This window comes from Rhizobium leguminosarum bv. viciae USDA 2370 (assembly GCF_002008365.1).
GTDB classification, from domain to species: Bacteria; Pseudomonadota; Alphaproteobacteria; order Rhizobiales; family Rhizobiaceae; genus Rhizobium; species Rhizobium leguminosarum.
Genome location: NZ_MRDL01000025.1, coordinates 220,397 through 247,036 on the forward strand (window position 1 = coordinate 220,397; position 26,640 = coordinate 247,036).

Genomic DNA, 26,640 nt, shown 5'->3' on the forward strand with positions numbered 1-26,640 from the left:
TTATCCCCGGCATTCGCCGTCGGCGGCGTTTCGATAGAGTTCGTGCACGGCCTCTGCAATATTCGGAACTGCAGCGAGTGCTATGACCAAGCAGAGAAGGGAAACAAGGCGATGAAAGCGCCGGCCGGCCCGATAGGCAAGGAGCGCACCTGCGCCGTAGATCAGGACGGCAGGCACGGCGAAGATCAACACCTGCAGCGGCCCGTCGCAATCGGGAGCGGCGATGCCCTGGGCACGATAGACGTTGGCCGGCAAGACGACCGCAAGTGCCGCAAGCGGCATTGCGAGCAGCAGGATGAGATAAGAGGCGAAGGCCCGCATGGTGTGCTTAGCCTATCACCTCATTTTTCAGCCGCGGCGGGAAAGCGTGAATTGTGCGCCGGAATCGGAGGTGCAATTGAGCTGGCTCGGGTTGACGAGGGCGCAATTGACCTTGGACTGGGTCTTGCGCACCAGCGAAGTCATGTTGATCTCCACCAGGGTCGGTGAGGTATTGATATAGGTACCCGAGGCAAGAAGCTGGTTGCTGTCGGTCGTGCGGGTGGTGAAAGTACCGCCCTGGAAGGTGGAAACGATGCCGTTCGGATCGCTCCAGTTGCCTTCGACGCCGGTAGCGGCGGGCGCGGTTGCAACCGGCAGACGGCGCGGCTCTGATGAAACGCAGGCGGCAAGAGCGGCCGCTGCACCGACAAGAACGAGACCAGTTCTGATTTTCATAAGGCTTCTCCCGGCGAATCGGCGCGGCGGACACCCGCCAACTTCGGGCAAAACATGGCGCGCGCCCGGCATGAAGGCAAGCCTTGGAAGGGCAGCGGGCGGCATTTAGACAGCCGGCGTTACAAAAATGCCCGCCTTGTGGCGGGCATTGTCAAAGTCGTGCAGGCGATCTCAGCGAACGAGAATGTTCCTGAACTGCCACGGATCCTTGGTGTCGATATCCTCGGGGAAGAGGCCCGGACGGCCGTCGAGCGGGGTCCAGTCGGTGTAGTGGCCCTCGACCGGGCCGAGATAGGGCATCTGCACTTCGAGGCAGCGCTTGTAATCGATCTCGTCGGCTTCGACGATGCCGGCATTCGGGTTTTCCAGCGCCCAGACCATGCCGGCGAGGACGGCTGATGTGACCTGCAGGCCCGTGGCGTTCTGGTAGGGCGCGATGCGGCGGGTTTCTTCCAGCGACAGGCGCGAGCCATACCAGTAGGCATTCTTCTCATGGCCGTAGAGCAGGACGCCGAGTTCGTCGATGCCGTCCTCCAGCTCGTCCTCATCAAGAACGTGGTGGACCGGCTGCGGCGTGCCGCCATTGCCGAACATCTCATGCAGCGAGAGCACGGCGTCGTTAGCCGGATGGTAGGCATAGTGGCAGGTCGGGCGGAAGGTCACTTCGCCGTCCTTGTCGCGGACCGTGAAAAAGTCGGCGATCGAGATCGACTCATTGTGGGTGACGAGGAAGCCGTATTGCGGGCCGGGCGTCGGGCACCAGGTCCGCACGCGGGTGTTGGCGCCCGGCTGTTCCAGGTAGATCGCCGCCTTGTTGCCTTTCTTGTGCTTCTTGGCGTTCTTCGGCATCCATTCTTCATGCGTGCCCCAGCCGAGTTCGGCCGGCTGCAGGCCTTCAGAAATGAAGCCTTCGACCGACCAGGTGTTCCAGAAGACGTTGAGCGGCTTCGGATGCTTGGTACGCTGGGTATCGCGCTCGGCGATGTGGACGCCCTTGACGCCGAGCTTCTTCATTAGCTTTGCCCAGCCTTCGCGATCGTGCTGGTCCGGTTCTTCGAATTTGAGGCCGGTATCGTTGGCAAGGTTGACGAGCGCCTGCTTGACGAACCAGGAGACCATGCCCGGATTGGCGCCGCAGGTGGAGACGGCGGTGGCGCCGCCCGGGTTCTTCGCCTTTTCCTTGCGCATGGTTTCGCGCAGCGCATAGTTGGTGCGGTCGGCATTGCTCATGCCCTTGTCGAAATAGAAGCCGAGCCAGGGTTCGACGACGGTGTCGATATAGGGAACGTCGAGTTTGCGGCAGAGCTTGATGATGTCGAGCGAGGAGGTGTCGACCGAGAGGTTGACGCAGAAACCCTGGCCTTCGCCTTCCGTCAGCAGCGGCTTCAGCAGTTCCTTATAGTTGTCCTTGGTGACATATTCCTTGATATGGCGAACGCCGTGCTTCTTCAGGATCTCCATGTCGGAAGGCTCTTCGCGCGGGTCAATGACGACCATCCGGCTCTTGTCGAATTTGAAATGGCGCTCGATCAGGGGCAATGTGCCGCGGCCGATGGAGCCAAAGCCGATCATCACGATCGGACCGGTAATTTCGGCATATACCGGATAATTCTGTTCCGTCATTCTTTTCTCCTGTGGAAGGGGACGAAGGCGTTCAGCCAGAGAATTGTTTTGAAATTGCCGCAGAGAGTGCGAGGTGACCGGCTCTAACCATAAAACGACGTCACAATAAAGAGCATTGAGGGGGAAAGGCCAAATATCGAGCGGCGATAGAGGCCGGCGAAGCCGTCCTGGGATCGGCAGCCAGCATGGCTTGGCTTAACCGATGACGGTGCCCTGGTGGAAGAGCATGCGCCAATGCCCATCCTCTTCCAGCCGCCAGATGGAACTGCGCAGCGTTTGCCTTTCGCTTTCGTCGACGTCCGTGTAAATGGCGCGATAGGTGACTAGCGCGATATGCTCGGCAAGTCGTTGGGTTTCGAAATGCTCGCCGCGTGACGTTCCCGTCCGATGCTCGGCCAAAAGAGCGGGCACGATCATATCGAAGGTATAGAGCCGTCCGGAACTGCCGATTTCCCGGAAATCGCGAGAGAGCAGCGCAGTCAGCATCTCCCGCGAGGCGCGAACCGATGGGTCGAAGAGTTTTTCCTCGAGTTCTTTCAGATGGGCGGCGAGATCATCCACAATCGGCTCCTGCAAATTCAGCGCTTCAGGATTTCCAGTCCTTCGACCGCCGTCGTCACGGCTAGCTCGGTGATTTCGTATTCGGCGACGCCGTGGATGGTGAAGGGATCGGTGGCGACATAGGCCTCGACCGCGGCGCGATCGCCGATTGCGAGGATGACACCGCCGGTGCGCGGCACCTTGCGGCCGGAGGCGAGAAACCAGCCCTTGGCATACCCCTCCTTCACCCAGGCCATGTGCGGCTCCATGTGCCTGTCGGCTTCATCGTTGGATTTTACATAGGTGAGCGAGAGAATGAACATGGTCAGTTCCTGACGAGGTTTGCGCGGATCAGGCCGCGCAGCGAGTTGCCGATATAAAGCGTGCCGGCATCGAGATCGGCAAGCGCGAGGCGGCCGACGCGGGCCTGGCGCCGGCAGATGAGCTCGGTGCGCAGCACACCGGCGAGCAGGCCGCAGGAGATGGGCGGGGTGCGCAGGATGCCGGTTCCGTCGTCCAGGAAGATCGAGGTAATGGTACCCTCGCAGATTTCGCCGCGCTCGTTCAAAAGGATGACCTCATCGGCCTCATCAGGCCGATATTCGGCCCGCGCGGCCTCGTAGACGGCGCGGCGCGTGGTCTTGACGCGCAGCAGCCTGTCGGCGGAATTCAGACGGGTTTCGGCGAGGCGGGCGATCCAGGTCGTATCGGGCGCCAGCGGGAGGAAGGCGGCGCTCGTCACCTCGATCCGGCCTTGCGCATCGAAGGTCAGGCGGATGCGCAGCGGACCGGCAGCACCCGCAACGGCTTCGTCGAGCTTGGCCGCCGCCTCGATCGGCTGCGGGAAGCCAAGGCGACGGGCGGAGCGGGAAAGCCGGGCGAGATGCAGCCGCAGCCGAATGAAGCCCTCGCCTGGCTGCCAGCGCAGCGTCTCGATCAGCGAAAAATCGATCATCGCGCAATCCATTGGTCGCCGACGGCGAAGCGGGCCTTGAGCAGGCATTCCTCATATTCGGCCTCGGCGGTGGAATCGAAGACGATGCCGCCGCCGACATTGAATACGGCCCTGCCGCCCTCAAAAATCGTGATGGTGCGGATGGCGACGGAAAAACGCATGGCGCCGGTGGGCGAGATCATGCCGATCGCGCCGCAATAGGCGTCGCGTGGGACATCCTCGAGCGCATGGAGAATTTCCATTGCCCGCATCTTCGGCGCGCCGGTGATCGAACCGCAGGGGAAGAGCGCGGAGAAGATGTCATGGATCGAAAGATCGGGGCGGAGCCTTGCCTGCACATGGCTCACCATCTGGTGGACGGTCGGATAGGTCTCGATGTCGAAGAGCTTCGGGACGTCAAGCGTGCCGACCTCGGTGATGCGGGAGATATCGTTGCGCAGGAGATCGACGATCATGCGGTTTTCCGCTTGCGTCTTGATATCGCGGCGCATGGCCTCGATGATTTCGGCATCCTCGGCGGCGGTCGCGCCGCGTTTCGCCGTGCCCTTCATCGGATGGGTCTCGATCCAGCCCTCTTCATCGGTGCGGAAAAAAAGCTCGGGCGACCGCGAAAGGATGACCGGACCGCCGAGATCGACCAGCGCGCCGTATTTGACCGGCTGGCGTTCGATCAGCGACCAGAAGGCGGCACGGGGATCACCGTTCCAGCGGGCCCCGACCGGCATGGTGAGGTTCGCCTGATAGGCGTCGCCGAGCCGCAGGTGCTTATGGAGGCGGTCGAAGCGCTCCTTATATACAGGGAAATCCCAGGCGGCTTTCGGAGCGGTGAGGAATTCCTCGTTTTCGGGGCGCTGTTTTGGTTGGGCAAGCGGATGTGTATCCGGCTGTGGAGCGTCGAACACACCGAAACAGAGCAGCGGGGTTTCGCGATGTTCACCGGTGAAGGGAGCGAGTTTCTCTTCGAAGAGGTATCCGGCCTCATAGGCCATGTAGCCGGCAAGCCATTTGCCTGCGGTCTTGGCCTGCTCCATCCTGATAAGGCCTGCAAAGAACTCGGCGCGCGTCCTGGCAAGGATGATCTCTGCCGGCTCGGCAAAAAGCATCACCTGTCCGGTCGCGTCGTCGCGGAACAGAATATAGGGTTGGGTTTCGGCCATCGGCGTCTTTTCTTGGAGTGCGATCTCCCTGGTCCGCCAGCCGGCGCCTCTCCCCGCTTGCGGGAAGAGGTTTGGCGTGGGGACAGGGCTGATCAGGCCGCTCGGTCCAACGCTTCCAACTCGTCGATCAGCCCTTCGATCATCGACAGGCCCTGGCTCCAGAACGACGGATCGGTGGCGTCGAGGCCGAAAGGCTTCAGCAGTTCCGAGTGATGTTTGGTGCCGCCGGCCCTCAGCAGTTCGAAATACTTCTCCTGGAAGCCCTTCTCGGCCTTCTGGTAGACGGCATAGAGCGAATTCACGAGGCAATCGCCGAAGGCATAGGCGTAGACGTAGAAGGGCGAGTGGATGAAGTGGGGGATATAGGCCCAATAGGTCTCATATCCCTCGGAAATGCTGATCGCCGGCCCAAGGCTTTCCGATTGAACAGAGAGCCAGAGTTCACCGATGTCGTCAGCTGTGAGTTCACCTGATTTGCGGGCGGTGTGGAGCTTGCGCTCGAATTCGTAGAAGGCGATCTGGCGCACGACCGTGTTGATCATGTCCTCGACCTTCTGGGCAAGCATCGCCTTGCGCTCGCGCGTGTCGGTGGTCTTTTGCAGAAGCGCGCGGAAGGTCAGCATCTCACCGAAGACGGACGCGGTTTCGGCAAGCGTCAGCGGCGTCTGGCACATCAGCGCCCCTTGCGCGCCGGCGAGAACCTGATGCACGCCGTGCCCGAGTTCGTGGGCGAGCGTCATCACGTCGCGCGGCTTGCCCATATAATTGACGAGCACATAAGGATGGGCCGAGGGAACCGTCGGATGGGCGAAGGCACCGGGCGCCTTGCCGGGACGGACCGGGGCGTCGATCCACTGTTCGTTGAAGAAGCGCCTGGCGATATCAGCCATCTCCGGGGCGAAATTGCTGTAGGCCGAAAGCACCGTGTCCTTCGCCTCCGGCCAGGAGATGATGGCGCTGGAGGTTTCCGGAAGGGGCGCGTTGCGGTCCCAGAAATTCATCTGTTCCATGCCGAGCCATTTCGCCTTCATCTTGTAATAGCGATGCGAGAGGCGGGGATAGGCTTCGCGGACGGCCGCGGCCAGCGCGTCGACGACCTCGCGCTCGACGCGGTTTGCCAAGTGGCGGCTGTCGGCGATGTCCTCGAAGCCGCGCCAGCGGTCGGCGATCTCCTTGTCCTTGGCAAGCGTGTTGGTGATCAGCGTGAAGGTGCGGATATTCGCCTTGAAGGTTTCGGCGAGCGCCATGGCTGCCTTGCGTCGTGCCTCAGGATCCTTTTCCTGCAGCCTGTTCAGCGCCACTTCGAGCGGCACTTTCTCGCCATCGATGTCGTAGCGAAGTTCCGCCATGGTTTCGTCGAAGAGGCGGTTGAAGGCGGCGGCCGATGTCATCGACTTCTCGAGGAAGAGCTGTTCCAGCCTGTCGTCGAGCTGGTAGGGCTTGTCCTTCCTGAGGTCGAGCAGCCAAGGACGATAGTGCCCGGCGGCGGGGTCATTCGCCATGCAGGCGTCGACGACCGCGTCGTCGATGCGGTTCAGTTCCAGCGCGAAAAACAGGAGATGGCCGGAAAATTCGGTGATCTTGGCCTGTACGTCGCCGTAAAGCTTGCCGTTTATCGGGTTGGTGGTGTCGGAGAAATAGGTGAGGCCGGCAAAGGAGCCGAGGCGGCCGATGATGTCGTCCAGCGCCTCATATTCCTTCAGGGCCGCGCCGATGCCCTCAGCGCCGGTCTTCGTCGCCGCCTCAGTAAGTTTGCCCTTCCACTTTTCTTCAAAGGCGATTGCGGCCTTGCCGGCCTTTTCCATGTCGGCGACGAAGGCGGTGGAGGTCGCGGAGGGATAAAGATCCTGCAGCTTCCAGACCGGCAGATCGCCGAGCGCCGGGTCGGCGGCCCCAGCCGGTGCTGCTGCCGACAAATGAAGGCCGGCATGCGGGAGCGTGATTTTCATGGGCGCAATTCCTCTCCACTTTCATAACAGGTCTGATTGTCTAGCGCATCGGCCCGAAAATCGGAATCGCTTTTCGGAAAGCATGATGCGTTGATTGAAAGTGTTACAGCGACCTTTGCGCGCCTGAAAGACGCGCGGCGCTGTCAGCGTGCCAAGGCCCGGCATTGCGGGGCTTTCGGTGCATGAAAAGGCTCGCTTCGGCACGAAAACGACCCGTTGCAATTGTTAAAATGCAATTGTTTCTCAAAACTGGATGTTCAAGCCTTCCTGTCAGAGTGCGCTTTATGGTTTCGCATGAAGTGAGGCGACAATGACCGGTTACAATGAGCTCAAGGGAGCAGGGCAAATCCTCGTGGTCGAAGACGACCCCGTGCAGCGCCGCCTGCTCAAGAACGCAATCGAGCGTCACGGCCATGTCGTGCACCAGGCGGAAAACGGCCGCATCGGCCTGGAAATGGTCAAACGCGACTCCGGCCTTTTCAATGTCATCGTGCTCGACCTGATGATGCCGGAGATGACCGGCCTCGAATTTCTCGACGCGCTTCACGAATTCGGCACGCAGATCCCCGTCATCGTACAGACGGGGCAGGGCGGCATCGAGACTGTGGTGCAGGCGATGCGCGCCGGCGCCTTCGATTTCGTCGTCAAGCCGGTCTCGCCCGAACGCATCGCCACGTCGATATCGAACGCGATGAAGCTCGACCAGCGCGAGGTGAAGGCGCGGGCCGGACGCCGGTCGCGCTCAGGCTCCGTCGGCTTCGACGATATTGTCTCGGCAAGCCCGGCGATGCTCAGGGTTATCGATCTTGCTCAGCGGGCGGCTCAGTCCAACATCCCCGTCGTGCTGGAAGGCGAATCCGGCGTCGGCAAGGAGCTGGTGGCGCGGGCCATCCAGTCCGGCGGCGACCGCTCGAACAAGCCCTTCGTCACCGTCAATTGCGGGGCGATCCCACATAATCTGGTCGAGAGCATTCTCTTCGGTCACGAGAAGGGCGCGTTTACCGGCGCGACCGAGCGCCACATCGGCAAATTTATGGAAGCCGACGGCGGCACCATCTTCCTCGACGAGATCGGCGACTTGCCGCTCGAGGTGCAGGTGAAGCTCTTGCGTGCCGTGCAGCAGGGCGAGATCGAGACCGTCGGTGCCCGCACCGCACACAAGGTCAATGTCCGACTGATCTCGGCGACCAACAAGGATCTGATCGAGGAGGTCAAGAACGGCCATTTCCGCGAGGATCTCTATTATCGCCTCAACGTCTTCCCGATCACCATTCCGGCGCTGCGCAAACGCAAGGAAGACATTCCGCATCTCGTGCGCGTCTTTGCCGACCGCTTCTCCAGCGAGCAGAAGAGTGGCCGCCGCATGACGGTGAATGCCGGCACGCTGGCTTTGCTGACCGCCTATGACTGGCCGGGCAATATCCGACAGCTCGAAAACGCGATCTTCCGCGCGGTCGTTCTGGCCGAAGGGCCGGAGCTGACCGAGGCTGATTTCCCGCAGATCGCTGCCCAGCTTCCGGAATATGACGTGGTGGATCATCTGGCGCTCGTTGCCGACAATACCGGCCTCGATCCCGACAATGGCTATGGCGAGGACTTCAGGGCTTCGATGTCGGGAGAGGTGCACCACCGCCTGTCCGAAGTATCGGAAAACGCGATCGCCAGCGTCAATCCTGCCGGAGACGTGCGTAGGCTTGCCGATGTCGAGGAGGAACTTATCCGATTCGCACTCAAATTCTATCGCGGACAGATGAGTCAAGTAGCGCGCAAGCTTGGCATCGGCCGATCCACACTTTATCGCAAGCTCAAGGATTACGGCATAGACCCTGACAATCCCCAGAAAGATGCGGCTTAAGCGCTTTTCGTTAAGATTAAGGCAACCACGTTTTGTTACTAGTCATAAACCACTTGTTAGTGGTGCATTCACTATGTAAAGAAAAGGTTGATCATGTGTGGCATTTTTGCCATCGTGTGACCGCATTTGACAGTCATCTGAGACAGTACGGGACATTGTCTGTCTGACGGGGATCGAGTTGCCGAATCTGAATGGGAATTCCAAGCCTTCGCGCTTGAGCTGGCGTTTGTTGTGCGCCGACATTTGCGGAAAGGCAATAAGGACGGTAGCGGCCGCCCTTCTTGCGCTCGCGGTTTCCTCACCGGTATTCGTTGGTACGCCTTCGCAGGCAGCGGGCGACACCCGCAGTCTCAAGCTCTATTTCATTCATACCGGCGAAAAAGCCGTCATCACCTACAAGCGTAATGGCAAGTTCGACCCCAAGGGTCTGGAGCAGCTGAACCGCTTCCTGCGCGACTGGCGCAAGAACCAGCCGACGAAGATGGATCCGCGCCTGTTCGACCTGATCTGGGAAGTCTATCGCCAGAGCGGTTCGAGGGACTACATCAATGTCGTCTGCGGTTTCCGTTCGCCGGGAACCAACGAGATGCTACGCGGCCGCTCGCGCAATTCCGGTGTCGCCGAAAAGAGCCAGCATATGCTTGGCAAGGCGATGGACTTCTTCATTCCCGACGTCAAGCTGGCGACGTTGCGCGGCATCGGTATGAAGATGCAGGTCGGGGGCGTTGGCTTCTATCCGAAGTCGGGCTCGCCCTTCGTGCATATGGATGTCGGCGGCGTTCGCGCCTGGCCACGCATGAGCCGCGACGAGCTGGTTCGGCTTTTCCCGAACGGCAACACCATTCATATTCCGGCTGACGGCAAGCCGTTGCCGGGCTACCAGCAGGCGATGGCCGATTATAAGCGCCGCGCCAGCGGCACGCAGATCCAGATCGCCAGCGCTTCCGAATCGGAATCGCCGAAGCACAAGACGCTGTTTGAAGCGCTCTTTGGCGGCGGAGCGGACGAGCAGGAAGACGAGTCGGACGATTCCACGCCTGTTGCAGTTGCCAAGGCGACGCCGCCGAAGGCCGAGCCCGCCCCGGCCGAGCCGCAGCCGACCGAGGTCGCCGATCTGAATGCGCCGGTGCCGCAGGTTCGCCCGGCATTCAGCAACCAGCCGGCAGGCAGCGAAGTGGCGAGTGCGCTCGTCGCGCCGCCTTCGGGTAATGCTGCCCAGCAGGCTCTTGCGGCGGCCCTTCCGGCCGATCAGGCTCAGCCGCAGCAGTTCGCCGATCTTAGCGCCTACAGCATTCCGGTTCCCTCGCTTCTCGGCCCGCGCCGCGCGCCTGGCGACGCCGAGGTCGCGTCGACCGATCCCGTGCTGACGGGCGCGAATGGACTGCCGGTACCGACGCCGATCGAACGCCCTTCCGTTGCCGAGAACCTTCTTGCCGCGGCCGATGCCGATCCGGAAGCAGAGGCCGACGAAGCCGATCAGGACGCACTGTCTCCTGCCGTGGCCGATGCGCTCGACCAGCAGCGGAACGAAGGGGAAAGCCAGATCGCATCGAAGGCGCCGCCGGTCACGGTGGAGCAGGCGATCAACGCTGCGATGACGCAAAAGACGCCTGCCGCAAAGCCGCCGCTCGAGCTCGCAGCATTGGCACCGATGACCAAATCGGCAAGCTTTGGCGACAGCTTCGACGAACCGGCGGCCGAAAGCGCCGTGGCGCAAGGACTTCCCGCCAAGGGTGGTCGCCCGACGCAGAAGGAAGCCGCGGCAGCGGATGCCAGCCGCACGACGGTACGCACCGAGCCGAAGCTGACGGAAAAGATGATTTCGCAGTGGGCGCTTACCAATGCCCGCCTGGAAATGGCCTCCAAGCAGGTCAAGGCGCCGCGGTTCGTCAGCCAGACGATGCGGGCTCAGCCGACCGCCGTCTATGCGGAGGGCTTCAACATCAAGACCGCTTCGGTCGATCCGGCCCGCTTCAGCGGCACGGCTGTAAACTTCATGGAAGTGCGCAAGTTCAACACGAACTGAGCCTGCCGATTACGGAATATCGAAAACCGCCGGAGCGATCCGGCGGTTTTTCTTTTTGCTGTTTCGGTGGAGCGAGATGGCCGTTCTGCCTTGCGCGCAAAAGAAAAGCCGCCGAAGAGCCCGGCGGCTTGTCGATATCGGCGATGTCGGCGGATCAGCCTTCCGGCGGCGCCTCGATCATGCCGAGCGCGTGCAGATAGGTGTCGAGGATTGCTTCCTCTTCCATACGCTCCTGCTCGTCCTTCTTGCGCAGCGCCACGACCTTCTTCAGGATCTTGGTATCGAAGCCCATTCCCTTGGCTTCGCCATAGACGTCCTTGATGTCGTCGGCGATGGTCTTCTTTTCTTCTTCCAGCCGTTCAATGCGCTCGATGAAAGCGCGAAGCTGATCGCGGGCGACGCCATGAGCATCAGACATCGTGTTCTCCTGATTTTTCGGTGATCAATTTTGGATGCCAGTGACTGCCGCGAAGCGGCGTCGTGGTCAAGCCTGTTCGCGGCCAGCCAAGCTATTTGTGTGGATTGTTCAGTTCAAAAGCAGCCTTTTGCACAGGCGAGGCTTCGTTCTGGTGAAGATTCTTCCAGTCCTCATAGGGCATGCCATAGACCATCTCGCGCGATTCGTCCCTGGTCACCGGGACACCTTCGGCCTCGGCGGCTTCGCGATACCAGTTCGACAGGCAGTTGCGGCAGAAGCCGGCCAGATTCATCAGATCGATGTTCTGAACGTCGCTGCGTTCGCGAAGATGTGCGACGAGGCGGCGGAAGGCGGCAGCTTCGAATTCGGTCTGTTGTTCCTTGCTGAGCGCGGTCATCTTGCTTCCTTTCGTTCAATAGGGGCCGGTGCGCGACAGGTGAACGTCATATCCGTGCAAGGCGGGATCGGCATTCATCGCCGCAAAGATCGGCACCAAGCGTTCGGCCCATGCCGATATGCCGGTCTCGTCTGCGATCAGATCCTGGCGCACCTCGAGCAGCGCATGCGGAATGCCGGTGATCATGCAGTGACGGTACATGGTATCGCCCTTCAGCGCGCCGTCATAGGGGTCGTTGTCGCCGACGGCGAGATCGGGATCGGCGCGCAGCATGTCGAGCAGCGGGCCGACGGCGCGATGGTCGCTATCCCAGAGCACGGCGGCGTGCCAGGGACGGGCAATACCTTTCCAGGCCGGCGTGAAGGAGTGCAGCGACAGCACCAGCGGCGCCCTGCCGGTGGCATTCGCCACTCTGTCGATCGTGGCGGCCACGGCGTCGTGATAGGGGCGATGGAAGGTTTCGATGCGGTAGTCCCATTCCTGCGGCGTGATCGGATGATTGCCTGATATGACGGCGCCGTCTGAAATTTTCATGATCAGCGTCGGATCGTCTTCGCCGCGGTTCGGGTCGATCAGCAGGCGCGAAAAACCGCCGAGCACGGCGGGAACGCCGAGTTTTGCCGAAAGCTGCCGCGTCAGGCCCTCGATACCGATGTCATAGGCAATGTGGCGGGCGAAGGCCGCGTCGGGCAGTCCGAGCCGGCCATATCGCGCGGGAAGGCGGTTCATCGCGTGATCTGCGAGGATCACCATGCCTTTGTCATGTTTACCGGATAGGATTTCGAAAGATTGGAAGTCGTCCATCAGGGAATTGCCGTTCGTCATTGCGCCGCCGGGCGCAGTGATCGCATGCGCCTGCGGCAGGTTCAAGCGCGGCAGGTGGGGAGAGGTTGCGCCCGACCCTCGACGGGTGGTTATGAAAGGAAATATAATCGATTAGCATTGCGTTGACTTTCGCTTGACGGCGGCGCAAGAAGACACGGATACGAATAACCGTGGAGCTATTTGGGAGCCGTGTTGATCCAAGCCGCGCCAAGTTTCCTCACGCGGTCCGGACCGCTGGTCCGTCTCGCTCTGTTCGCTCTTGCAGCCGCCATGCCGTTTTTCATCGCAGACGCCGCACGCGCCGATTTTCGCGTCTGCAACGGAACACAGAATCTCGTCGGCGTCGCGATCGGATACCGGGCCAAGGATGGCTGGGTGACTGAGGGCTGGTGGCAGGTGCCGGCAACGACCTGCGCCACGCTGATCGAGGGAGAATTGCAGTCGCGCTATTACTACCTCTACGCAGAGGACGCCGCCCGGGGAGGACGATGGACGGGTGACGTGCAGATGTGCGTGGCGGAAAACGAATTCAAAATCACGGGTGTGCAGGACTGTTATGCCCGCGGTTACCAGAAGATGGGATTCAAGGAATATGATACGGGCCGCCAGGGTAGCTGGATGGTTCAGCTCTCCGACACCCCAGGGACGCAAGAAAGCCAGAATTGATGAAGCGTAATCGCAAAGTTAAAATCCTCGCCACCCTCGGGCCAGCCTCCTCCGAGGAATCGATGATCGAGAAGCTGCACCAGGCCGGTGCCGATGTCTTCCGCATCAATATGAGCCATGCGAGCCACGACCTGATGCGTACGCTTATCCAGCGCATTCGCTCGGTCGAGGCGCGCTCCGGCCGGCCGATCGGCATTCTCGCCGACCTGCAGGGACCAAAACTGCGTGTCGGCAAGTTCGTCGACAGCAAGGTCGACCTGAAGCCCGGCCAGACCTTCACGCTCGACAACAACGAAGCGCTCGGCGACCAGAACCGCGTCTATCTGCCGCACCCCGAGATCCTCGAGTCGGTCCAGCCCGGCCACCGTCTGCTGATCGATGACGGCAAGCTCGCCCTGCGCGCAGAAAAATGCGACGGCAAGAGCATCGTCACCACTGTTATTTCAGGCACGCGCATCTCCGACCGCAAGGGCGTCAGCCTTCCCGATACGCTGCTCGGCGTCGGCGCATTGACGGATAAGGACCGCGCCGACCTCGATGCGGTGCTCGCCACCGACGATGTCGACTGGGTGGCGCTTTCCTTCGTCCAGCGTCCCGACGACCTTGCCGAAGTGCGCAAGATCGCCCGTGGCCGTGTCGGCCTGATGTCGAAGATCGAAAAGCCGCAGGCTCTCGAGCGCATCGAGGAAATCATCGAGCTTTCCGACGCATTGATGGTCGCCCGCGGCGATCTCGGCGTCGAAATGCCGCTGGAATCGGTTCCCGGCATCCAGAAGCAGCTGATCCGTGCCTGCCGCCGTTCGGGCAAGCCGGTGGTCGTCGCCACGCAGATGCTGGAATCGATGATCTCAGCGCCAGTGCCGACACGTGCCGAAGTTTCCGACGTCGCGACCGCCGTCTTCGAAGGTGCGGATGCCGTCATGCTCTCGGCCGAGTCGGCCTCGGGCGACTATCCCGTCGAAGCTGTCGCGACGATGGCGTCGATTGCCACTGCCATCGAGCGCGAGCCGCATTATCCCGGCATCATCTATGCCCAGCGTGCCCAGCCGGAAGCGACCGGTGCCGATGCAATCTCGCTTGCTGCCCGTCAGATCGCCGAGACGCTGAAGCTGTCGGCGATCGTCTGTTACACCTCGTCGGGTACGACGGGCCTTCGCGCCTCGCGTGAGCGTCCGCAGGTGCCGATCCTGGCGCTGTCGCCGATCATCAAGACGGCACGCCGCCTTGCCGTCGTCTGGGGCCTGCATTGCGTCGTCACCCATGACGCGACCGATCTCGACGACATGGTCAATCGCGCCTGCCGCATCGTCGCGGACGAAGGCTTCGGCAAGCCGGGCGATCGCATCATCATCTCGGCCGGCGTGCCGCTCGGCACGCCCGGTGCCACCAATATGATCCGCATTGCCTATATCGGCTCCGACGGCCAGAGCGGCGTCTGAGCGAATCGCATGCCTTCGAAAGCCCGCTGCCTGAAGAGGCGGCGGGTTTTTCGTTGACGGACCCGGCATTGCCAAGCTTGGCGGCGCATGCAAGTTTCGGTCCCTGGAGCAGGACATGCTCTGGGTTCGGAGGAGCATCATGGATATCGTCACGCTTCTGGCTTTTGCAGCCGTTTCCTTTGTCGGCATCGCGACGCCGGGGCCAACGGTGCTGCTTGCGCTGACCAATGGTTCTCGGCATGGCCTGCGCCGCGCAGTTGCCGGCATGATCGGCGCGGTGCTGTCCGATTTCGTGCTGATCGGCGCCGTCGCGATCGGGCTCGGTGCGCTGCTCGCTGCGTCGGAATTCTGGTTCTCGATGCTGAAATGGGCAGGTGCCGCCTATCTCGCCTTTCTCGGCATCATGCTGCTGCGTTCGAAGGGCACGATCGATGCGGCGTTGAAGTCCGGAGCGCCTGCGGGCGCGACTTCGCCCTTCTCGATCGGGCTGAAGAGTTTCATGGTCGCGGCGACCAATCCGAAGGGCTACCTGTTCTTCTCGGCCTTCCTGCCGCAGTTCATCGACCCGAGCCTGCCGCAGGCAACGCAATATGCGCTGCTTGCGCTGGTCTTTGCCGTGCTCGATTTCCTCATCATGTTCGGCTACGCCTTCTTCGGTTCGCAGGCGGTACGGTTCCTCAAGACCTCAGGCGCCATGTGGCTGGAGCGGGCCTGCGGTGGCGCGCTACTGGCGCTTGCCGGCTCGCTGGCATTGTATCGCCGGGCAACCGTCTGAGTTCAGGGTCGAGCCAGGGATAGGTGGCCGACGCGATAGGCCTGTGTGTGCTCGCCGATCTCGGGAATTTCTCGCCACAGTCTGAAGCGCACCCGCGTCCAGGTCGTCGGTTCGAAGCCGGTGACGGAGGCGAGCGCGTCGCCTGTCGCGATGTCGGCACCAGCCTGCGCGCTTTCGGCGCGGCGGATATCGGCGAGCGGCGCATATGGCTCTGTCTGCAGGACATCGCGCGTGGCGAACTTGGCTGAGGCGATATCAGCTGAGATTTCTGCCTGCCAGACGATCCAGGTCCTCACCTGTGGCCACCCGAAGGCGCTGGTGAGAGCCTCGAAACCTGGGCCGCAGAGGAAGTCGCTTGCTCCTTCCGGCCTCTGCCAGAGATAGAAGGGCGCATAGAGATTGTCGTGGCTGCCGAACTCTCCCTTGCGGGCGCTGAGATAGGCTTTGAAACCGAGATTGGGAAAGCCGTCGAGCAACGGACCCTTGTCGCGGATGCGGCGGTCGATGATCGACATGTCGTAATCGGCGGGCAGAGTGAAGCTGTACTGCATGGTGATCATGACTGTCCCTCCACCGGTTGCAGCCATTCGACGATGCTGCCGTTTTCCGTCGGCTGGACGCTGATATAGCTGAAGGGGCTGTCATCGGCTGCGCCATGCCAGTGACGCTCACCGGGCGCAAACCAGACGGCATCGCCGGCGCGCAATGCTTCGATCGGGCCGCCGTCATTCTGCGCCAACCCATGGCCCGAAAGCACATAGAGCAACTGGCCTCTGGGATGCGTGTGCCAGCGGGTGATGGTGCCGGGATCGAGCGCGGCGCGCATTGCGGTGTTCTCGCCATCGGCGCTGCCTTCGAGCAGCATCTCGACCCAGAAGGGCGCAGTCGCGACGCCCTCCGGCGAGCGGATTGCCTTGCCGGGGCGCCTGATGGTCATGGTCTTCGGGTTCGAAGCGCTCATTGCCGGCCTCCAGCCACACGAAGCCGCCAGTCTGGGTCGGTCATCTGGGCAATGCCGTCGCCGAAGGACCAGTCTTCCGGCGCGCTGGTGCTGATGACGATCATCACATCCTCAGGCCGGAGGCCCGGCGATTGCGCCAGGAGATCGGCGAGCCGCCGATAGAGCGCCGCCTTCATCTCGCCGGTGCGAGGCCTGCCGATCGTGATCGAGATATAGACGAAGTCGTCCGAGCGCGGGCCGGCGAGATAGCTGCGATCGAAGATCAGCTCGTTCTCGTCATGCTGGTAGATGGTCTGGAAGCGGTCGTTTTCGGGCACGTCGAAGGTCTCGACCAAGGCGCGCTGGATGTTGTCGGCCAGCGCCATGAGGTAGTCCGGCGACTTGCCTCTGCGAAGGGAAATGCGAACGAAGGGCATCGGGATCTCCATGGTTCAGGTCGTCCGTCGACCTTGACAGCTGAACCATCGCACGGCACGATGATGCCGAAAATAAGAATTTTATGGACTGATGATCCTGAAAAATGGGATTATGCAATGCGACGGACGATCTTCGATCTCGATGTGCTTCGAACCTTTTCGACCGGCATGGAACTCGGCAATTTCGCCAAGGCGGCCGAGCGGCTCGGGCGTTCGACCTCGGCAGTGAGTGCGCAGCTGAAGAGGCTGGAGGAACAGGCGGGCACGCCGATCTTCCGCAAGGTGGGTCGCGGGCTGGCGCTGACCGATGCCGGCGAGACGATGCTCGGTTATGCCAGGCGGCTGCTGGAGCTCAACGACGAGGCGGCTGCGGCCGTGCACAGCGTCGAGCTGGAAGGCTGGGTGCGGCTCGGCCTGCAGGAGGATTTCGGTGAGACCCTGCTGCCTGATGTGCTCGGCCGCTTTGCGCGCGCCCATCCGAAGGTCCGGATCGAAGCGCGGGTGGTGCGCAATGCCGAACTGCTCGAGCGCGTCACATCAGGCAAGCTCGATCTGGCGCTCGCCTGGAGCGATGGCACGCTGACGGCGCATTGCGAGCGGATCGGCGAAGTGCCGATGCGCTGGATCGGGCCTGCCGAGGGCCAGCCCGGCTGGCAAGCCGCAAGCGGCGAGCCGATGCCGCTTGCCTCGCTGGAGGCACCGTGCCTGTTGCGCAGTGCAGCGACCAAGGCGCTTGATGAGGCCGGCATCTCCTGGCGGCTCGCCTTCGTCAGTCCCAGTCTCGGCGGTCTCTGGGCCGCGACTGCGGCAGGCCTCGGTCTCACCATCCGCACGCCGATCGGCCTGCCGGCGAAGGTCCGCCCATTGGCGCCGGAGACGATCGGTCTGCCTGATTTGCCGACACTCGGCCTGGTCCTGCATCGGGCGGAAGCCGAACCGCAGCCGGCTGCGGCCCGGCTCGCCGAGCTCGTGCTTCAGTCGGTGCATGCCGCGCTGCGCGAGGTGTTGGCCTGACATCTCCGCATTGACCCCTCGGGCGCAAGCCTGTAGCCTCGAACCGCTATGAAGACGTTCACCCTCAATATCGCTTCGGTCTTCTTCTTGAGCCTCTAAGGCTCTGCCTTCGGGCATCAGAAGATGCGGCCGCTGACCAGCCTTCGTGGCTGGTGCGTTGCCGTGGATGTAACCACCCTGCGTCTGGCCAAGGAAAGAGCCGGCAGGTTTGGCGATAGAGAGATATTTCATGACATCAGATATTTACCCGCCGGCACTGAGTGCTGCGCAGATCGAGCGATTCATCGAGGACGGTTTCGTCAGGATCGACGACGCTTTTCCCCCCGCATTGGCCGAGGAAGCCCGTGCCATCATGTGGCGTGACATTCCCTTCGCCGCGGATGATCCAAGGACGTGGGCGCAGCCCGTCGTGCGACTTGCCGGCTATGGCGGCGGACCTTTCGAGAAAGCCGTCAACACGCCGGTATTGCATTCGGCCTTCGACCAGCTCGTCGGCACCGGTCGCTGGGAGCCGCGCAATGGACTTGGCAGTTTTCCGGTGCGCTTCCCCCATCCCGATGATCCCGGTGATGCCGGCTGGCATGTCGACCTCAGCTTTCCCGGCGAGGGTTCCGATCCGAACGAGCAGCGGGATTTTTCTGCCTGGCGGGTGAACATCACCTCGCGCGGGCGGGCGTTGCTGATGCTTTTCCTGTTCTCGGATGTCGGAGAGGAGGACGCGCCGACCCGCATCCGCGTCGGTTCGCACAAGGATATCGCACGCCTCCTGGCACCAGCGGGCGAGGCGGGAATGGCGTACCTCTGGCTGGAGCATGTGGGGGAGGACCGGCCGCTGGCGTTAGCGACGGGCCCGGCTGGCACGGTCTATCTGTGCCATCCGTTCCTCATCCATGCAGCGCAGATGCATCGCGGCAGGCAGCCGCGCTTCATGGCGCAGCCCGGCCTTGCGCCTTCTGAACCTCTCCGGCTCGAACGGGAGGACGGCGCCTATTCGCCGATCGAGATCGCGATCCGCCGGGCGCTTCAGCAACAGTAGCGAGGACAGAAAGCACCCAGCCCGTCGCAGGCTGGGTGCTCACATCTGCAGTTCCTGCTGGGCGTTGCGGCGTATTGCCTGCGGCGGCTGGCCAAAGGCGCGCAGGAAAGCGCGGCGCATACGCTCACGGTCGGCAAAGCCGGTCTCGTCGGCGACGACGTCAATCGGATGGCGACTCTGCTCCATCATCAGCCGGGCGGCTTCGAGCCTGAGATTTTCCACGGCCTTGGCCGGTGACTGCCCGGTTTCGGCGCGGAAAGCTCGGCTGAATTGGCGGGGGCTGAGATGGGCGGCTTCCGCCAGTTCTTCGACCGAAAGCTGCGATTTCAGATTGCCGCGGGCAAAGTCGAGCGCCTTCTGGATGCGGTCTGATTTCGGTTCCAGCTCCAGCAGCGCGGAAAATTGCGACTGGCCGCCGGAACGGCGGTGATAGACGACAAGCATTCGGGCCACGGCGCGGGCGACTTCAATGCCGTGGTCTTTCTCGACCACGGCGAGTGCCAGATCGATCCCGGCCGTCATGCCAGCCGATGTCCAGACCGAACCGTCGATGATGAAGATGCGATCCTCTTCCACCTTGATCTTTGGGTAACGCGCCTTCATTTCGCGGGCGAGATACCAATGCGTCGTCGCGCGCCGGCCGTCGAGAATGCCTGCTTCGGCGAGGAAGAAGGTGCCGGTGCAAATCGAAGCGATGCGGCGAGAGGCGCCAAGAGCCGCGCGAATGAAGCCGCTTTCGCCGGGACTTGGCAACGCAATGCCGGGTGCGCCGGTGACAATCAGCGTATCGAATCCGGGATCGCCGAAGGGCTCGGTCTCGATCGTCATGCCGAGCGAGGTGCGCAGCGAACCCCCGGCTTCCGAGAGGTAGCGGATGTCGTAGACCTTCTCGCGGAAATGCAGATTGGTGAATTCGAAGGCCGACACGGCCGCCAGGCCCATGATCTGGAAGCCGGGATAGAGCAGGAAAGCGATGGTCTGCATGGCGAAGCTCCTATGTCCTAAAAGGTGGTGTATATGACATTCAGGACGCTGACAATCCGGAGTATGACTCTCCTCAGGCGCAGGGCAGACGCCGGCGCAATTGAAGGAGATGGATCATGACACAGGAATACAAGGGTACTGCGCTTGTAACCGGCGCATCCTCGGGCATCGGCGCAGTCTATGCGCACAGGCTGGCAAAGCAGGGTTACGACCTGATCATCGTTGCCCGTAACGGCGAGCGGCTGAAGGCCTTGGCAAGCGGGCTGACTGAGGAGACGGGCAGGACGGTCGAGACCGTTGTGGCTGACCTCGGCAACACGGCCGACCTCGCCCGTGTCGAGGGCGTGCTGAAGCAAGACCGGAGCATCACGCTTCTGGTCAACAATGCCGGCGTCGGCGGAACGGCGCCGCTGCTCGCCGCCGATGTCGACAAGATGCAGAAGATGATGGAACTCAACGTCACGGCGCTGATGCGGCTGACCTATGCCGCCGTTCCCGGTTTCGTTGCCCGCGGTGGTGGCACGATCATCAACATTGCTTCCATCGTCGCGATCGTGCCAGAGCGCCTGAACGGCGTCTATGGCGCCACGAAAGCCTTCGTGCTCGCCTTCAGCCAGTCGCTGAAGCATGAGCTGGCGGAGAGGAACATCCGTATACAGGCCGTGCTACCGGGTGCCACGGCGACGGAATTCTGGGGGATTGCCGGCACGCCGATAGAGCATCTGCCGAGCGAGATCGTAATGTCGGCCGAAGCCATGGTCGATGCATCGCTCGCCGGCCTTAAGCAGGGTGAGTTCGCAACGATTCCGGCGCTTGAGGATGCAGGCTTGCTTTCGGCCTACGAGCAGGCGCGCCAGGCATTGATGCCCAACCTGTCTCGCAGCATGCCGGCCAAGCGTTACAAGCTGGCATGATGGTTTGCTAACGAAAACCATCCGCGGCATATGCTGCGGATGGCCCAAGAGCGTTCACGGCATTTGCGGCCGATTGCAACCTTGCACCTGCACGCTCTAGCCGAACCGTTCGAGCGCCATGGCGAAGATATCGGCATCGACATTGCCACCCGAGGTGACGGCGACGATCGTGTCGCTTTCCAGCGCCTCGCCATGGAAAAGGGCGGCGGCGAGCGCCACGGCGCCGCCAGGCTCGACGACGATCTTCAACCGCGTGAAGGCGAGCGCCATGGCGCGCAGCGCCTCCTCGTCGGTGACAACGATGCCAGGGCCCGCGAGGCGCTTGAGGATCGGGAAGGTGATGTTGCCCGGCTGCGGCGTAACGATCGCATCGCAGATCGAGCCCGAAACCGTCGCGTTGCGTTCGATCTTGCCGGAGGCGAGCGAGCGGGTGGTGTCGTCGAAATCCTTGGGCTCGCAGGGGCGGACACGAAAGCCGGGGGAACTGGCTTCAAGGGCGAGCGCGATGCCGGAGGTCAATCCGCCGCCGCCGCAGGGAACGAGGACTTCGGCTGATGTCACCCCTTCCTCCCCAGCCTGCTCGGAAATTTCGAGGCCGGTCGTGCCCTGGCCGGCGATGACAAGCGGTTCGTCGAAGGGCTTGATCAGTGTCAGGCCGCGCTCGGCAGAAAGCCTCGCGCCGATCTCGTCGCGATCCTCGTTGACGCGGTCGTAGAGCACCACCTCAGCACCGAAGGCACGGGTGTTGGCGATCTTTAGCTTCGGCGCATCGCTCGGCATGATGATGACGGAGGGGATATTGTGCAGCTTGGCAGCAAGCGCAACTCCCTGGGCGTGGTTGCCGGAGGAGAAGGCGATGACGCCCTTCGAGCGTACCGCAGCATCAAGGCCGGAGACGGCCGACCAGCCGCCGCGAAACTTGAATGAGCCGGAATGCTGCAGACATTCCGCTTTCACGAACAGACGCCGGCCGGCGATCTCATCGAGGAAAGGGGAGGAGAGAAGCGGCGTGCGCCTTGCATGACCGCGCAGACGGGCGCGAGCTGCGACAATCATTTCAATGCTGGCCATTCGGGAATCTTTCTGCTTGCGGGTTCGCCCATGCATAGGGCGCGGCAAGCCAATTGTGAACGGCGACTTTGTCACGGTGACATGAATGGTGCCACCGCTGCTTTTCGAGCCGCGTTGCGCTTCCGCCGACTGTTCGATCAGGCGATCCCCGAAGCGTCAGTAACCGCTTGCCGACCCTTCCGCTGCGCGGCTATCCATGGCGCCGTTGTAGCGGGCGCCGCCGCCTTTTGCGATGGCGGCAAGGCTTTTGCCGCCGACGAGGATGCCGGCGGCCTGGCCCCATTGCGGCGCGTCATTGCCGCCATCGAAGCTGTAGCCCATGGCGGCGAGCGTCTTTTCGGTATCGGGCGAAAGCGCATAGGGTTCGAGAAAGACCTTGTCGGGCTGCCATTGGTGGTGGAGACGCGGGGCGTTGACCGCCTGGCTGATATCCATGCCGAAATCGACGACATTGAGGATCGCTTCCAACGTGATGGTGATGATGCGCGAGCCGCCGGGGCTGCCGATCACCATGAAGGGCTTGCCGTCCCGGGTGACGATGGTCGGGCTCATCGAGGAGAGCGGCGTCTTCTTCGGCGCGATGGCATTGGCTTCGCCCTGCACCAGTCCGTAGAGGTTTGGCACGCCGGGCTTGGAGGTGAAATCGTCCATCTCGTTGTTGAGCAGGACGCCGGTGCCGGGTGCCACGACGCCGGCGCCGAAGGAGCCGTTCAGCGTATAGGTGACGGCGACCGCATTGCCCTCGTCGTCGATGATCGAATAATGCGTCGTCTCGGTGCTTTCCTTGCCGCCGAGCGGTTTGAGGTTCGCCGAGGTGCCAGACCTGTAGGGGTCGATCTTGGCGGCAGTCTCCAAGGCATATTTCTTGTCGAGAAGCTTGGCGACCGGGTTCTCGACAAAATCGGGATCGCCGAGTGCTGCATTGCGGTCGACATAGGCATAGCGCATCGCCTCGACCATGAGGTGCACGGTTTCGGCCGAGTTATAGCCAAGATAGGAGAGCGGATAGCCTTCCAGAACGTTGAGGATCTCGCAGATGATGACGCCGCCGGAGGAAGGTGGCGGCGAGGAGATGATGTCGTAGCCGCGGTAATTGCACTCGATCGGCTTCAATTCGCGCACGGCATATTGCTCGAAATCCTCCTTGGCAAGGATGCCGCCTTTGGCCTGGCTCGCCTTGACGATCGCCTCAGCGGGCGCGGCCTTGTAGAAGGCGTCGGAGCCTTTTTCGGAGATGCCTGCCAGGACCGAAGCAAGGTCCGGCTGCTGGAGTTTTTCGCCGGATGCATAGGGTTTGCCGTCCGGTTTCAGAAATATCTTTGCCGCCGCCTCATCCTTGGCGAGGCGCTTGGCGTTGCCGGCGAAACTTGCGGCGTCGCCCTGTTCCAGGGTGAAACCCTCTTTGGCGAAGCGAAGTGCCGGCGCGATCAGATCCTGGCGCGATTTGGTGCCGTATTTCTCGCGCGCGGTCTCGAAGCCCATGACGGAGCCCGGCACGCCGACCGAGAGATAACCGTCGAGGCTGGCGCGTGGCACGATATCGCCCTTGGCATCGAGATACATGGTCTTCGTTGCGGCAAGCGGTGCGCGTTCGCGAAAATCGAGGAAAGTCTTCGTGCCGTCCTTCAGGCGGATGGTCATGAAGCCGCCGCCGCCGAGATTGCCGGCCGCGGGATAGACGACTGCCAATGCATAGCCGACGGCAACTGCCGCATCGACGGCATTGCCGCCGCTTTTCAGCACCTCGACACCGACATCGGTCGCCAGATGCTGAGCGGTGACGACCATGCCGTGCTCGGCTTCTACGGGCGCAGGCGAGGCGGCGAAAGCCGAGGTAAGGCTCAGCGACAATGCTGATATGACGGAGATCGTCCCGATATGCAGGCGGCCCATGATTTCCCCTCCTATGGACAATGATGAAAAAACATATGGGGCTGCGACAGCCTGAGGCAATGCAAGGGGTTGGCTTTAAAGCATGTCGCGCAAAAGTGTGCAGCGGCTTTGCGACGACGATATGCGAAAACAAAACTTAAAGCGTGAGGAGTTCGGCGAGTTTCCGGTTGGTGTCATCGTGATCGAGCGGCGTATAGACGATGAGCTTCATCTCCGGCCGGCTCGTCAGTGTCAGGCCGGTATGCTCGAAGGACATGCGGCCCTTGAGGGGATGGTTGATGCGCTTTATGCCGGACAGCGGATTGACGACCTCGTGGCGCTGCCACCAATCACGAAATTCAGCGCTTGCCTGTTTCAGCAGCGCGATCAGCCGTTCGAAATCCGGATCGCCGGCATAACGCGCGCAGTCGGCGCGAAACATCGCCAGCGAGACGCGGGCAACCGCCTCCCAGTCGACGAGCAGCTTGCGATGCGCGGGGTCGGCAAAGAGGCGATGCATGGTATTGCGCTCGTCGCGGTCGAGCGTGTCGTAACCGCCGAACAGCACCTCGGCGGCACGGTTCCACGCGAGCACGTCCCACCGGCGGCCAAGTACATAAGCCGGTTGGTGGGTCAGGTTAGCGAGCATGCGCTGCAGCGGCTCGTCGACGCATTCGAGTGCGGATGAGACTGCCTGCGGCGCTTGGCGATTGTTGAGGGTGAAGAGATGTCGGCGCTCGGCCTCGTCGAGGCGCAGCGCATCGGCAAGGGCGTTGAGCACCTGCATGGAGGGCCTGATTTCGCGGCCCTGTTCCAGCCAGGTGTACCAGGTGGTGCCGACGCCGGCGAGCATGGCGAGCTCCTCACGCCGGAGACCCGGCGTGCGCCGGCGAAACCCCTCCGGCAAACCGACCTCGGAGGGCGTCAGCCGTTCGCGACGGGAGCGCAGGAAGGCTGCGAATTCACGGCGGCGGGCTTCGAATGTGTCGGATCTCTGGTCCATGGCGGGAATCATATCAGTATTGATACCAGGATAAAACCGGAACTGGTTGCCGTTTCCGGGCCGCGCATGATGCCGGTGTCGCAGGTGGTTGAAGCGTCTGCGGCTCGATCAATTCAAGGAGCAGCGTCATGTCTTTGCAGCATGTGGTCGTCATCGGCGGTTCTTCCGGCATCGGCCTTGCCACGGCGAAATTACTTTTGAAACAGGGTTACACAGTCACCATTGCGGGCCGCGACGGCGAAAAGCTTGCCGCGGCGACGGCATCGCTCGAGGGCGAGCGGCGCAGCCTCGTGCTCGATGCGGCGGAGCTTTCCGGCCTTGGGGAGGCTTTTGCCGGGATCGGCGCATTCGGTCATCTCGTGCTGGCGATGGGCAGCGGTCACGGCGCCGGACCCTTCGCGACGCTCGCCATGGCGGATCTGCTTGCCGGGTTTCAGACCAAGCTCATTCCGCATGCCGCGACAGCCCAGGCAGCACTGCCTCTGCTGCAGCCGGGCGGCAGCATCACCTTCGTTTCGGCAGTCAGCGCGCAGGCAGCGATGCCTGGCACGGCTGGACTTGCGGCCGTCAATGCCGGCATCGAGGCGATGGTGCCGGTGCTTGCCGCCGAGTTGAAGCCGCTGCGTGTCAACGGCGTTTCACCTGGGGTCGTCGATACGCCGTGGTGGAGTTTCCTGCCGCCGGAGCAGCGCGGCAGCGTTTTTGCGGATTTCGCCGGCCGCACGCCGGTCGGTCGTGTCGGCAGGCCGGAGGATATTGCAGAGGCGATCGCCTTCCTGATCGGAAATGGCTTCATGAGCGGCCATGTCATCACCTGCGACGGCGGTGTGCGTCTCAGCGCTTGAAGCAGCATTCAGGCGGACCGCCGACGATCTCGCGGGCCGGAAATCCAAGCCGGAGAGGTCATGCGCCGTGCAGGGCGCCTGGCCCCAACGACGGCACGGTTACGACCGTCCGATTGCGTGATGCGGCGGCAAGTCTCTCCTCGGCCCTGCGGGCAACCGCCTGCAGGTCGAGCGGCTTTCCGGCGATTTTTTCCATGGCGGCGATGGCGACATCGGTCGCGAGATAATCCGGCTTGTGGCCGACGCCGCTGACGGTGATGAGTTCGGAGCCTGATATATCGCGGGCAAGGCCGCGCGAGTGCAAGTGTTCCCAGACGATCTCGTCGCTGTCGCCGGTTATGATGACGGTCGGCGCGGTGATCTGCGAATAGAGCAGCGACTGCTCCTTCACATAGGCGAGCAGCCTTTTGAAATCGGCGGCGTTGTTTTGGAAGGCGCCGGGGCGCAATACGAGCGACGGACCGGTTTTTTCGATGTAGTCGGCCGGGCGCGGATTAGGGCGGAAAACGTTCCGCGTGCCGCGCTCCAGCCGGCTCAGCCCGAGCGGCACGACGATCGCATGGTTGAAGAGCCAGCCGACGATCGGCACGGTCGCCACGTGATAGTACCAGTCGATGCCGCCCGGCCAGGGATGGGTGGCGGGCGCGAGGAAGAGCAGGCCTGATGTCTTGTCAGGATGGCGCAGGCCGAAGGCGGCGGTGATCGCGCCGCCGAAGGAATGGCCGACAATGATCGCCTTTTCGATGCCGCGCTTTTCCATCAGGCTGGCGATCGCATCGGCCTGGCCGGAGGGGACGGCATTCTCGGGGCCGCCGCGCTCGGAATAACCATGGCCGGGACGATCGACGAACAGCATTTCTGCCCGGCCTTCGAGTGCGGCGCGGAAGGCGACGACCTGATCGAGCAGATTGCCGCTGGCGCCGTGAATGAAGACCAGTGCCGGCAGATCCGCATTTTCGGGACGCTCGATGTGGACGGCATTCATGCGGTAGCCGCCGACATCCGTCAGTTCGCCGATATTCGGATAAGCCTGTTCGAATTGCCGCGCCTTATAAGTGGAGTAACCGATGGCGGCGGCGAGCGGGGCGAGAAGAGCGGAAACTTCTGCAAGCATGATCTCAACGAGCGATAATTGCGGGATGACCTGCATGCGGACAGACCGCTACATCGTTCCCTCTGGAT

General features: G+C 62.3%; 28 protein-coding genes. 9 read left to right on the forward strand and 19 right to left on the reverse strand.

The genetic code is table 11. From position 1 onward, the window contains the following. From BS629_RS12015 to BS629_RS12050, 8 genes are all read right to left on the reverse strand, one after another. The gene (locus tag BS629_RS12015) at nucleotides 1-321 is read right to left on the reverse strand and encodes a hypothetical protein (RefSeq protein WP_018243527.1); all 321 of its coding nucleotides are present in this window, start codon (nucleotides 319-321) and stop codon (nucleotides 1-3) included. Between the two features lie 27 nt (nucleotides 322-348). Continuing rightward, complete coding sequence (gene omp10, locus BS629_RS12020; RefSeq protein WP_018243526.1) at nucleotides 349-717, reverse strand: outer membrane lipoprotein Omp10; 369 nt, start codon at nucleotides 715-717, stop codon at nucleotides 349-351. A 171-nt stretch (nucleotides 718-888) separates the two neighbouring features. Next, entirely contained in the window at nucleotides 889-2,340 is a 1,452-nt protein-coding gene (locus tag BS629_RS12025; RefSeq protein ID WP_018243525.1) for a homospermidine synthase, read from the reverse strand. 195 nt (nucleotides 2,341-2,535) lie between these two features. Continuing rightward, a complete protein-coding gene (locus BS629_RS12030) occupies nucleotides 2,536-2,901 on the reverse strand; it encodes a nuclear transport factor 2 family protein (RefSeq protein WP_026188523.1) in 366 nt (121 codons plus the stop codon). A 17-nt stretch (nucleotides 2,902-2,918) separates the two neighbouring features. Beyond that, the gene (locus BS629_RS12035; RefSeq protein WP_018243523.1) at nucleotides 2,919-3,203 is read right to left on the reverse strand and encodes a YciI family protein; all 285 of its coding nucleotides are present in this window, start codon (nucleotides 3,201-3,203) and stop codon (nucleotides 2,919-2,921) included. A gap of 2 nt (nucleotides 3,204-3,205) precedes the next feature. Beyond that, nucleotides 3,206-3,835 carry an aminotransferase class IV family protein gene (locus BS629_RS12040; RefSeq protein ID WP_020572932.1) on the reverse strand — a complete coding sequence of 210 codons (630 nt, stop codon included), beginning with the start codon at nucleotides 3,833-3,835 and terminating at the stop codon, nucleotides 3,206-3,208. Continuing rightward, nucleotides 3,832-4,992: an aminodeoxychorismate synthase component I gene (locus BS629_RS12045; protein WP_018243521.1), complete on the reverse strand. Its 1,161-nt coding sequence runs from the start codon at nucleotides 4,990-4,992 to the stop codon at nucleotides 3,832-3,834. The genes BS629_RS12040 and BS629_RS12045 overlap by 4 nt, the downstream gene beginning before the upstream one ends. 92 nt (nucleotides 4,993-5,084) lie before the next feature. Beyond that, on the reverse strand, nucleotides 5,085-6,941 hold the full coding sequence (locus BS629_RS12050) for a M3 family oligoendopeptidase (protein ID WP_018243520.1): 1,857 nt from the start codon (nucleotides 6,939-6,941) through the stop codon (nucleotides 5,085-5,087). A 310-nt stretch (nucleotides 6,942-7,251) separates the two neighbouring features. Here BS629_RS12050 and BS629_RS12060 point away from each other — a divergent pair, with 310 nt between their 5' ends. Then, nucleotides 7,252-8,796: a sigma-54-dependent transcriptional regulator gene (locus tag BS629_RS12060; RefSeq protein ID WP_018243519.1), complete on the forward strand. Its 1,545-nt coding sequence runs from the start codon at nucleotides 7,252-7,254 to the stop codon at nucleotides 8,794-8,796. Nucleotides 8,797-8,974: 178 nt separating this feature from the next. Beyond that, nucleotides 8,975-10,822 carry a peptidoglycan L,D-endopeptidase MepK gene (locus BS629_RS12065; RefSeq protein WP_018243518.1) on the forward strand — a complete coding sequence of 616 codons (1,848 nt, stop codon included), beginning with the start codon at nucleotides 8,975-8,977 and terminating at the stop codon, nucleotides 10,820-10,822. A gap of 154 nt (nucleotides 10,823-10,976) precedes the next feature. Here BS629_RS12065 and BS629_RS12070 read toward each other — a convergent pair whose 3' ends face one another. From BS629_RS12070 to BS629_RS12080, 3 genes are all read right to left on the reverse strand, one after another. Then, nucleotides 10,977-11,240, reverse strand: coding sequence for a DUF2312 domain-containing protein (locus BS629_RS12070; protein WP_008533181.1), 264 nt, complete (start codon nucleotides 11,238-11,240; stop codon nucleotides 10,977-10,979). 91 nt (nucleotides 11,241-11,331) lie between these two features. After that, nucleotides 11,332-11,637: a DUF1244 domain-containing protein gene (locus BS629_RS12075; protein ID WP_003582233.1), complete on the reverse strand. Its 306-nt coding sequence runs from the start codon at nucleotides 11,635-11,637 to the stop codon at nucleotides 11,332-11,334. 15 nt (nucleotides 11,638-11,652) lie between these two features. Next, complete coding sequence (locus BS629_RS12080) at nucleotides 11,653-12,441, reverse strand: N-formylglutamate amidohydrolase (RefSeq protein ID WP_026188522.1); 789 nt, start codon at nucleotides 12,439-12,441, stop codon at nucleotides 11,653-11,655. 201 nt (nucleotides 12,442-12,642) lie between these two features. Between BS629_RS12080 and BS629_RS12085 the strand changes: the two genes are divergently transcribed. The 3 genes from BS629_RS12085 (at nucleotide 12,643) to BS629_RS12095 (ending at nucleotide 15,342) form a co-directional block, all read left to right on the forward strand. Then, entirely contained in the window at nucleotides 12,643-13,128 is a 486-nt protein-coding gene (locus BS629_RS12085) for a DUF1036 domain-containing protein (RefSeq protein ID WP_017967841.1), read from the forward strand. Continuing rightward, nucleotides 13,128-14,567 (forward strand): pyruvate kinase, encoded by a 1,440-nt coding sequence (gene pyk, locus BS629_RS12090; protein ID WP_018243516.1) that lies wholly within the window; start codon nucleotides 13,128-13,130, stop codon nucleotides 14,565-14,567. The genes BS629_RS12085 and pyk overlap by 1 nt, the downstream gene beginning before the upstream one ends. Before the next feature lie 139 nt (nucleotides 14,568-14,706). Continuing rightward, entirely contained in the window at nucleotides 14,707-15,342 is a 636-nt protein-coding gene (locus BS629_RS12095; protein ID WP_018243515.1) for a LysE family translocator, read from the forward strand. Between the two features lie 2 nt (nucleotides 15,343-15,344). Here the strand turns inward: BS629_RS12095 and BS629_RS12100 are convergent, their stop codons facing one another. The 3 genes from BS629_RS12100 to BS629_RS12110 are packed head-to-tail and all read right to left on the reverse strand — an operon-like array spanning nucleotide 15,345 to nucleotide 16,719. Beyond that, nucleotides 15,345-15,902: a DUF4865 family protein gene (locus tag BS629_RS12100; RefSeq protein ID WP_018243514.1), complete on the reverse strand. Its 558-nt coding sequence runs from the start codon at nucleotides 15,900-15,902 to the stop codon at nucleotides 15,345-15,347. Further along, on the reverse strand, nucleotides 15,899-16,303 hold the full coding sequence (locus BS629_RS12105) for a cupin domain-containing protein (protein ID WP_018243513.1): 405 nt from the start codon (nucleotides 16,301-16,303) through the stop codon (nucleotides 15,899-15,901). Before BS629_RS12105 ends, BS629_RS12100 begins: the two co-directional genes overlap by 4 nt. Then, complete coding sequence (locus BS629_RS12110) at nucleotides 16,300-16,719, reverse strand: tautomerase family protein (RefSeq protein WP_018243512.1); 420 nt, start codon at nucleotides 16,717-16,719, stop codon at nucleotides 16,300-16,302. The genes BS629_RS12105 and BS629_RS12110 overlap by 4 nt, the downstream gene beginning before the upstream one ends. A 117-nt stretch (nucleotides 16,720-16,836) precedes the next feature. Here BS629_RS12110 and BS629_RS12115 point away from each other — a divergent pair, with 117 nt between their 5' ends. Both BS629_RS12115 and BS629_RS12120 read left to right on the forward strand, forming a co-directional pair. Beyond that, nucleotides 16,837-17,733, forward strand: a complete 897-nt coding sequence (locus BS629_RS12115) for a LysR substrate-binding domain-containing protein (RefSeq protein WP_018243511.1) — start codon at nucleotides 16,837-16,839, stop codon at nucleotides 17,731-17,733. A 229-nt stretch (nucleotides 17,734-17,962) separates the two neighbouring features. Further along, complete coding sequence (locus BS629_RS12120) at nucleotides 17,963-18,769, forward strand: phytanoyl-CoA dioxygenase family protein (RefSeq protein WP_018243510.1); 807 nt, start codon at nucleotides 17,963-17,965, stop codon at nucleotides 18,767-18,769. Between the two features lie 39 nt (nucleotides 18,770-18,808). On the opposite strand, the gene BS629_RS12125 is transcribed toward BS629_RS12120, so the two are convergent. Then, nucleotides 18,809-19,753 carry a GlxA family transcriptional regulator gene (locus BS629_RS12125; RefSeq protein WP_018243509.1) on the reverse strand — a complete coding sequence of 315 codons (945 nt, stop codon included), beginning with the start codon at nucleotides 19,751-19,753 and terminating at the stop codon, nucleotides 18,809-18,811. 116 nt (nucleotides 19,754-19,869) lie between these two features. On the opposite strand from BS629_RS12125, the gene BS629_RS12130 reads away from it, so the two are divergent. Continuing rightward, nucleotides 19,870-20,667, forward strand: coding sequence for an SDR family NAD(P)-dependent oxidoreductase (locus BS629_RS12130; protein ID WP_018243508.1), 798 nt, complete (start codon nucleotides 19,870-19,872; stop codon nucleotides 20,665-20,667). A gap of 96 nt (nucleotides 20,668-20,763) precedes the next feature. Here BS629_RS12130 and BS629_RS12135 read toward each other — a convergent pair whose 3' ends face one another. The 3 genes from BS629_RS12135 to BS629_RS12145 form a co-directional block, all read right to left on the reverse strand. Beyond that, the gene (locus BS629_RS12135; protein ID WP_018243507.1) at nucleotides 20,764-21,738 is read right to left on the reverse strand and encodes a threonine ammonia-lyase; all 975 of its coding nucleotides are present in this window, start codon (nucleotides 21,736-21,738) and stop codon (nucleotides 20,764-20,766) included. Nucleotides 21,739-21,894: 156 nt separating this feature from the next. Then, nucleotides 21,895-23,631 carry a gamma-glutamyltransferase gene (gene ggt / locus BS629_RS12140; RefSeq protein WP_018243506.1) on the reverse strand — a complete coding sequence of 579 codons (1,737 nt, stop codon included), beginning with the start codon at nucleotides 23,629-23,631 and terminating at the stop codon, nucleotides 21,895-21,897. A 136-nt stretch (nucleotides 23,632-23,767) separates the two neighbouring features. Beyond that, the gene (locus tag BS629_RS12145) at nucleotides 23,768-24,625 is read right to left on the reverse strand and encodes a helix-turn-helix transcriptional regulator (protein ID WP_018243505.1); all 858 of its coding nucleotides are present in this window, start codon (nucleotides 24,623-24,625) and stop codon (nucleotides 23,768-23,770) included. Nucleotides 24,626-24,741: 116 nt separating this feature from the next. Between BS629_RS12145 and BS629_RS12150 the strand changes: the two genes are divergently transcribed. Continuing rightward, nucleotides 24,742-25,458 carry an SDR family oxidoreductase gene (locus BS629_RS12150; protein ID WP_018243504.1) on the forward strand — a complete coding sequence of 239 codons (717 nt, stop codon included), beginning with the start codon at nucleotides 24,742-24,744 and terminating at the stop codon, nucleotides 25,456-25,458. Between the two features lie 58 nt (nucleotides 25,459-25,516). Here the strand turns inward: BS629_RS12150 and BS629_RS12155 are convergent, their stop codons facing one another. Continuing rightward, complete coding sequence (locus BS629_RS12155) at nucleotides 25,517-26,572, reverse strand: alpha/beta fold hydrolase (RefSeq protein ID WP_018243503.1); 1,056 nt, start codon at nucleotides 26,570-26,572, stop codon at nucleotides 25,517-25,519. Nucleotides 26,573-26,640: the final 68 nt, after the last annotated feature.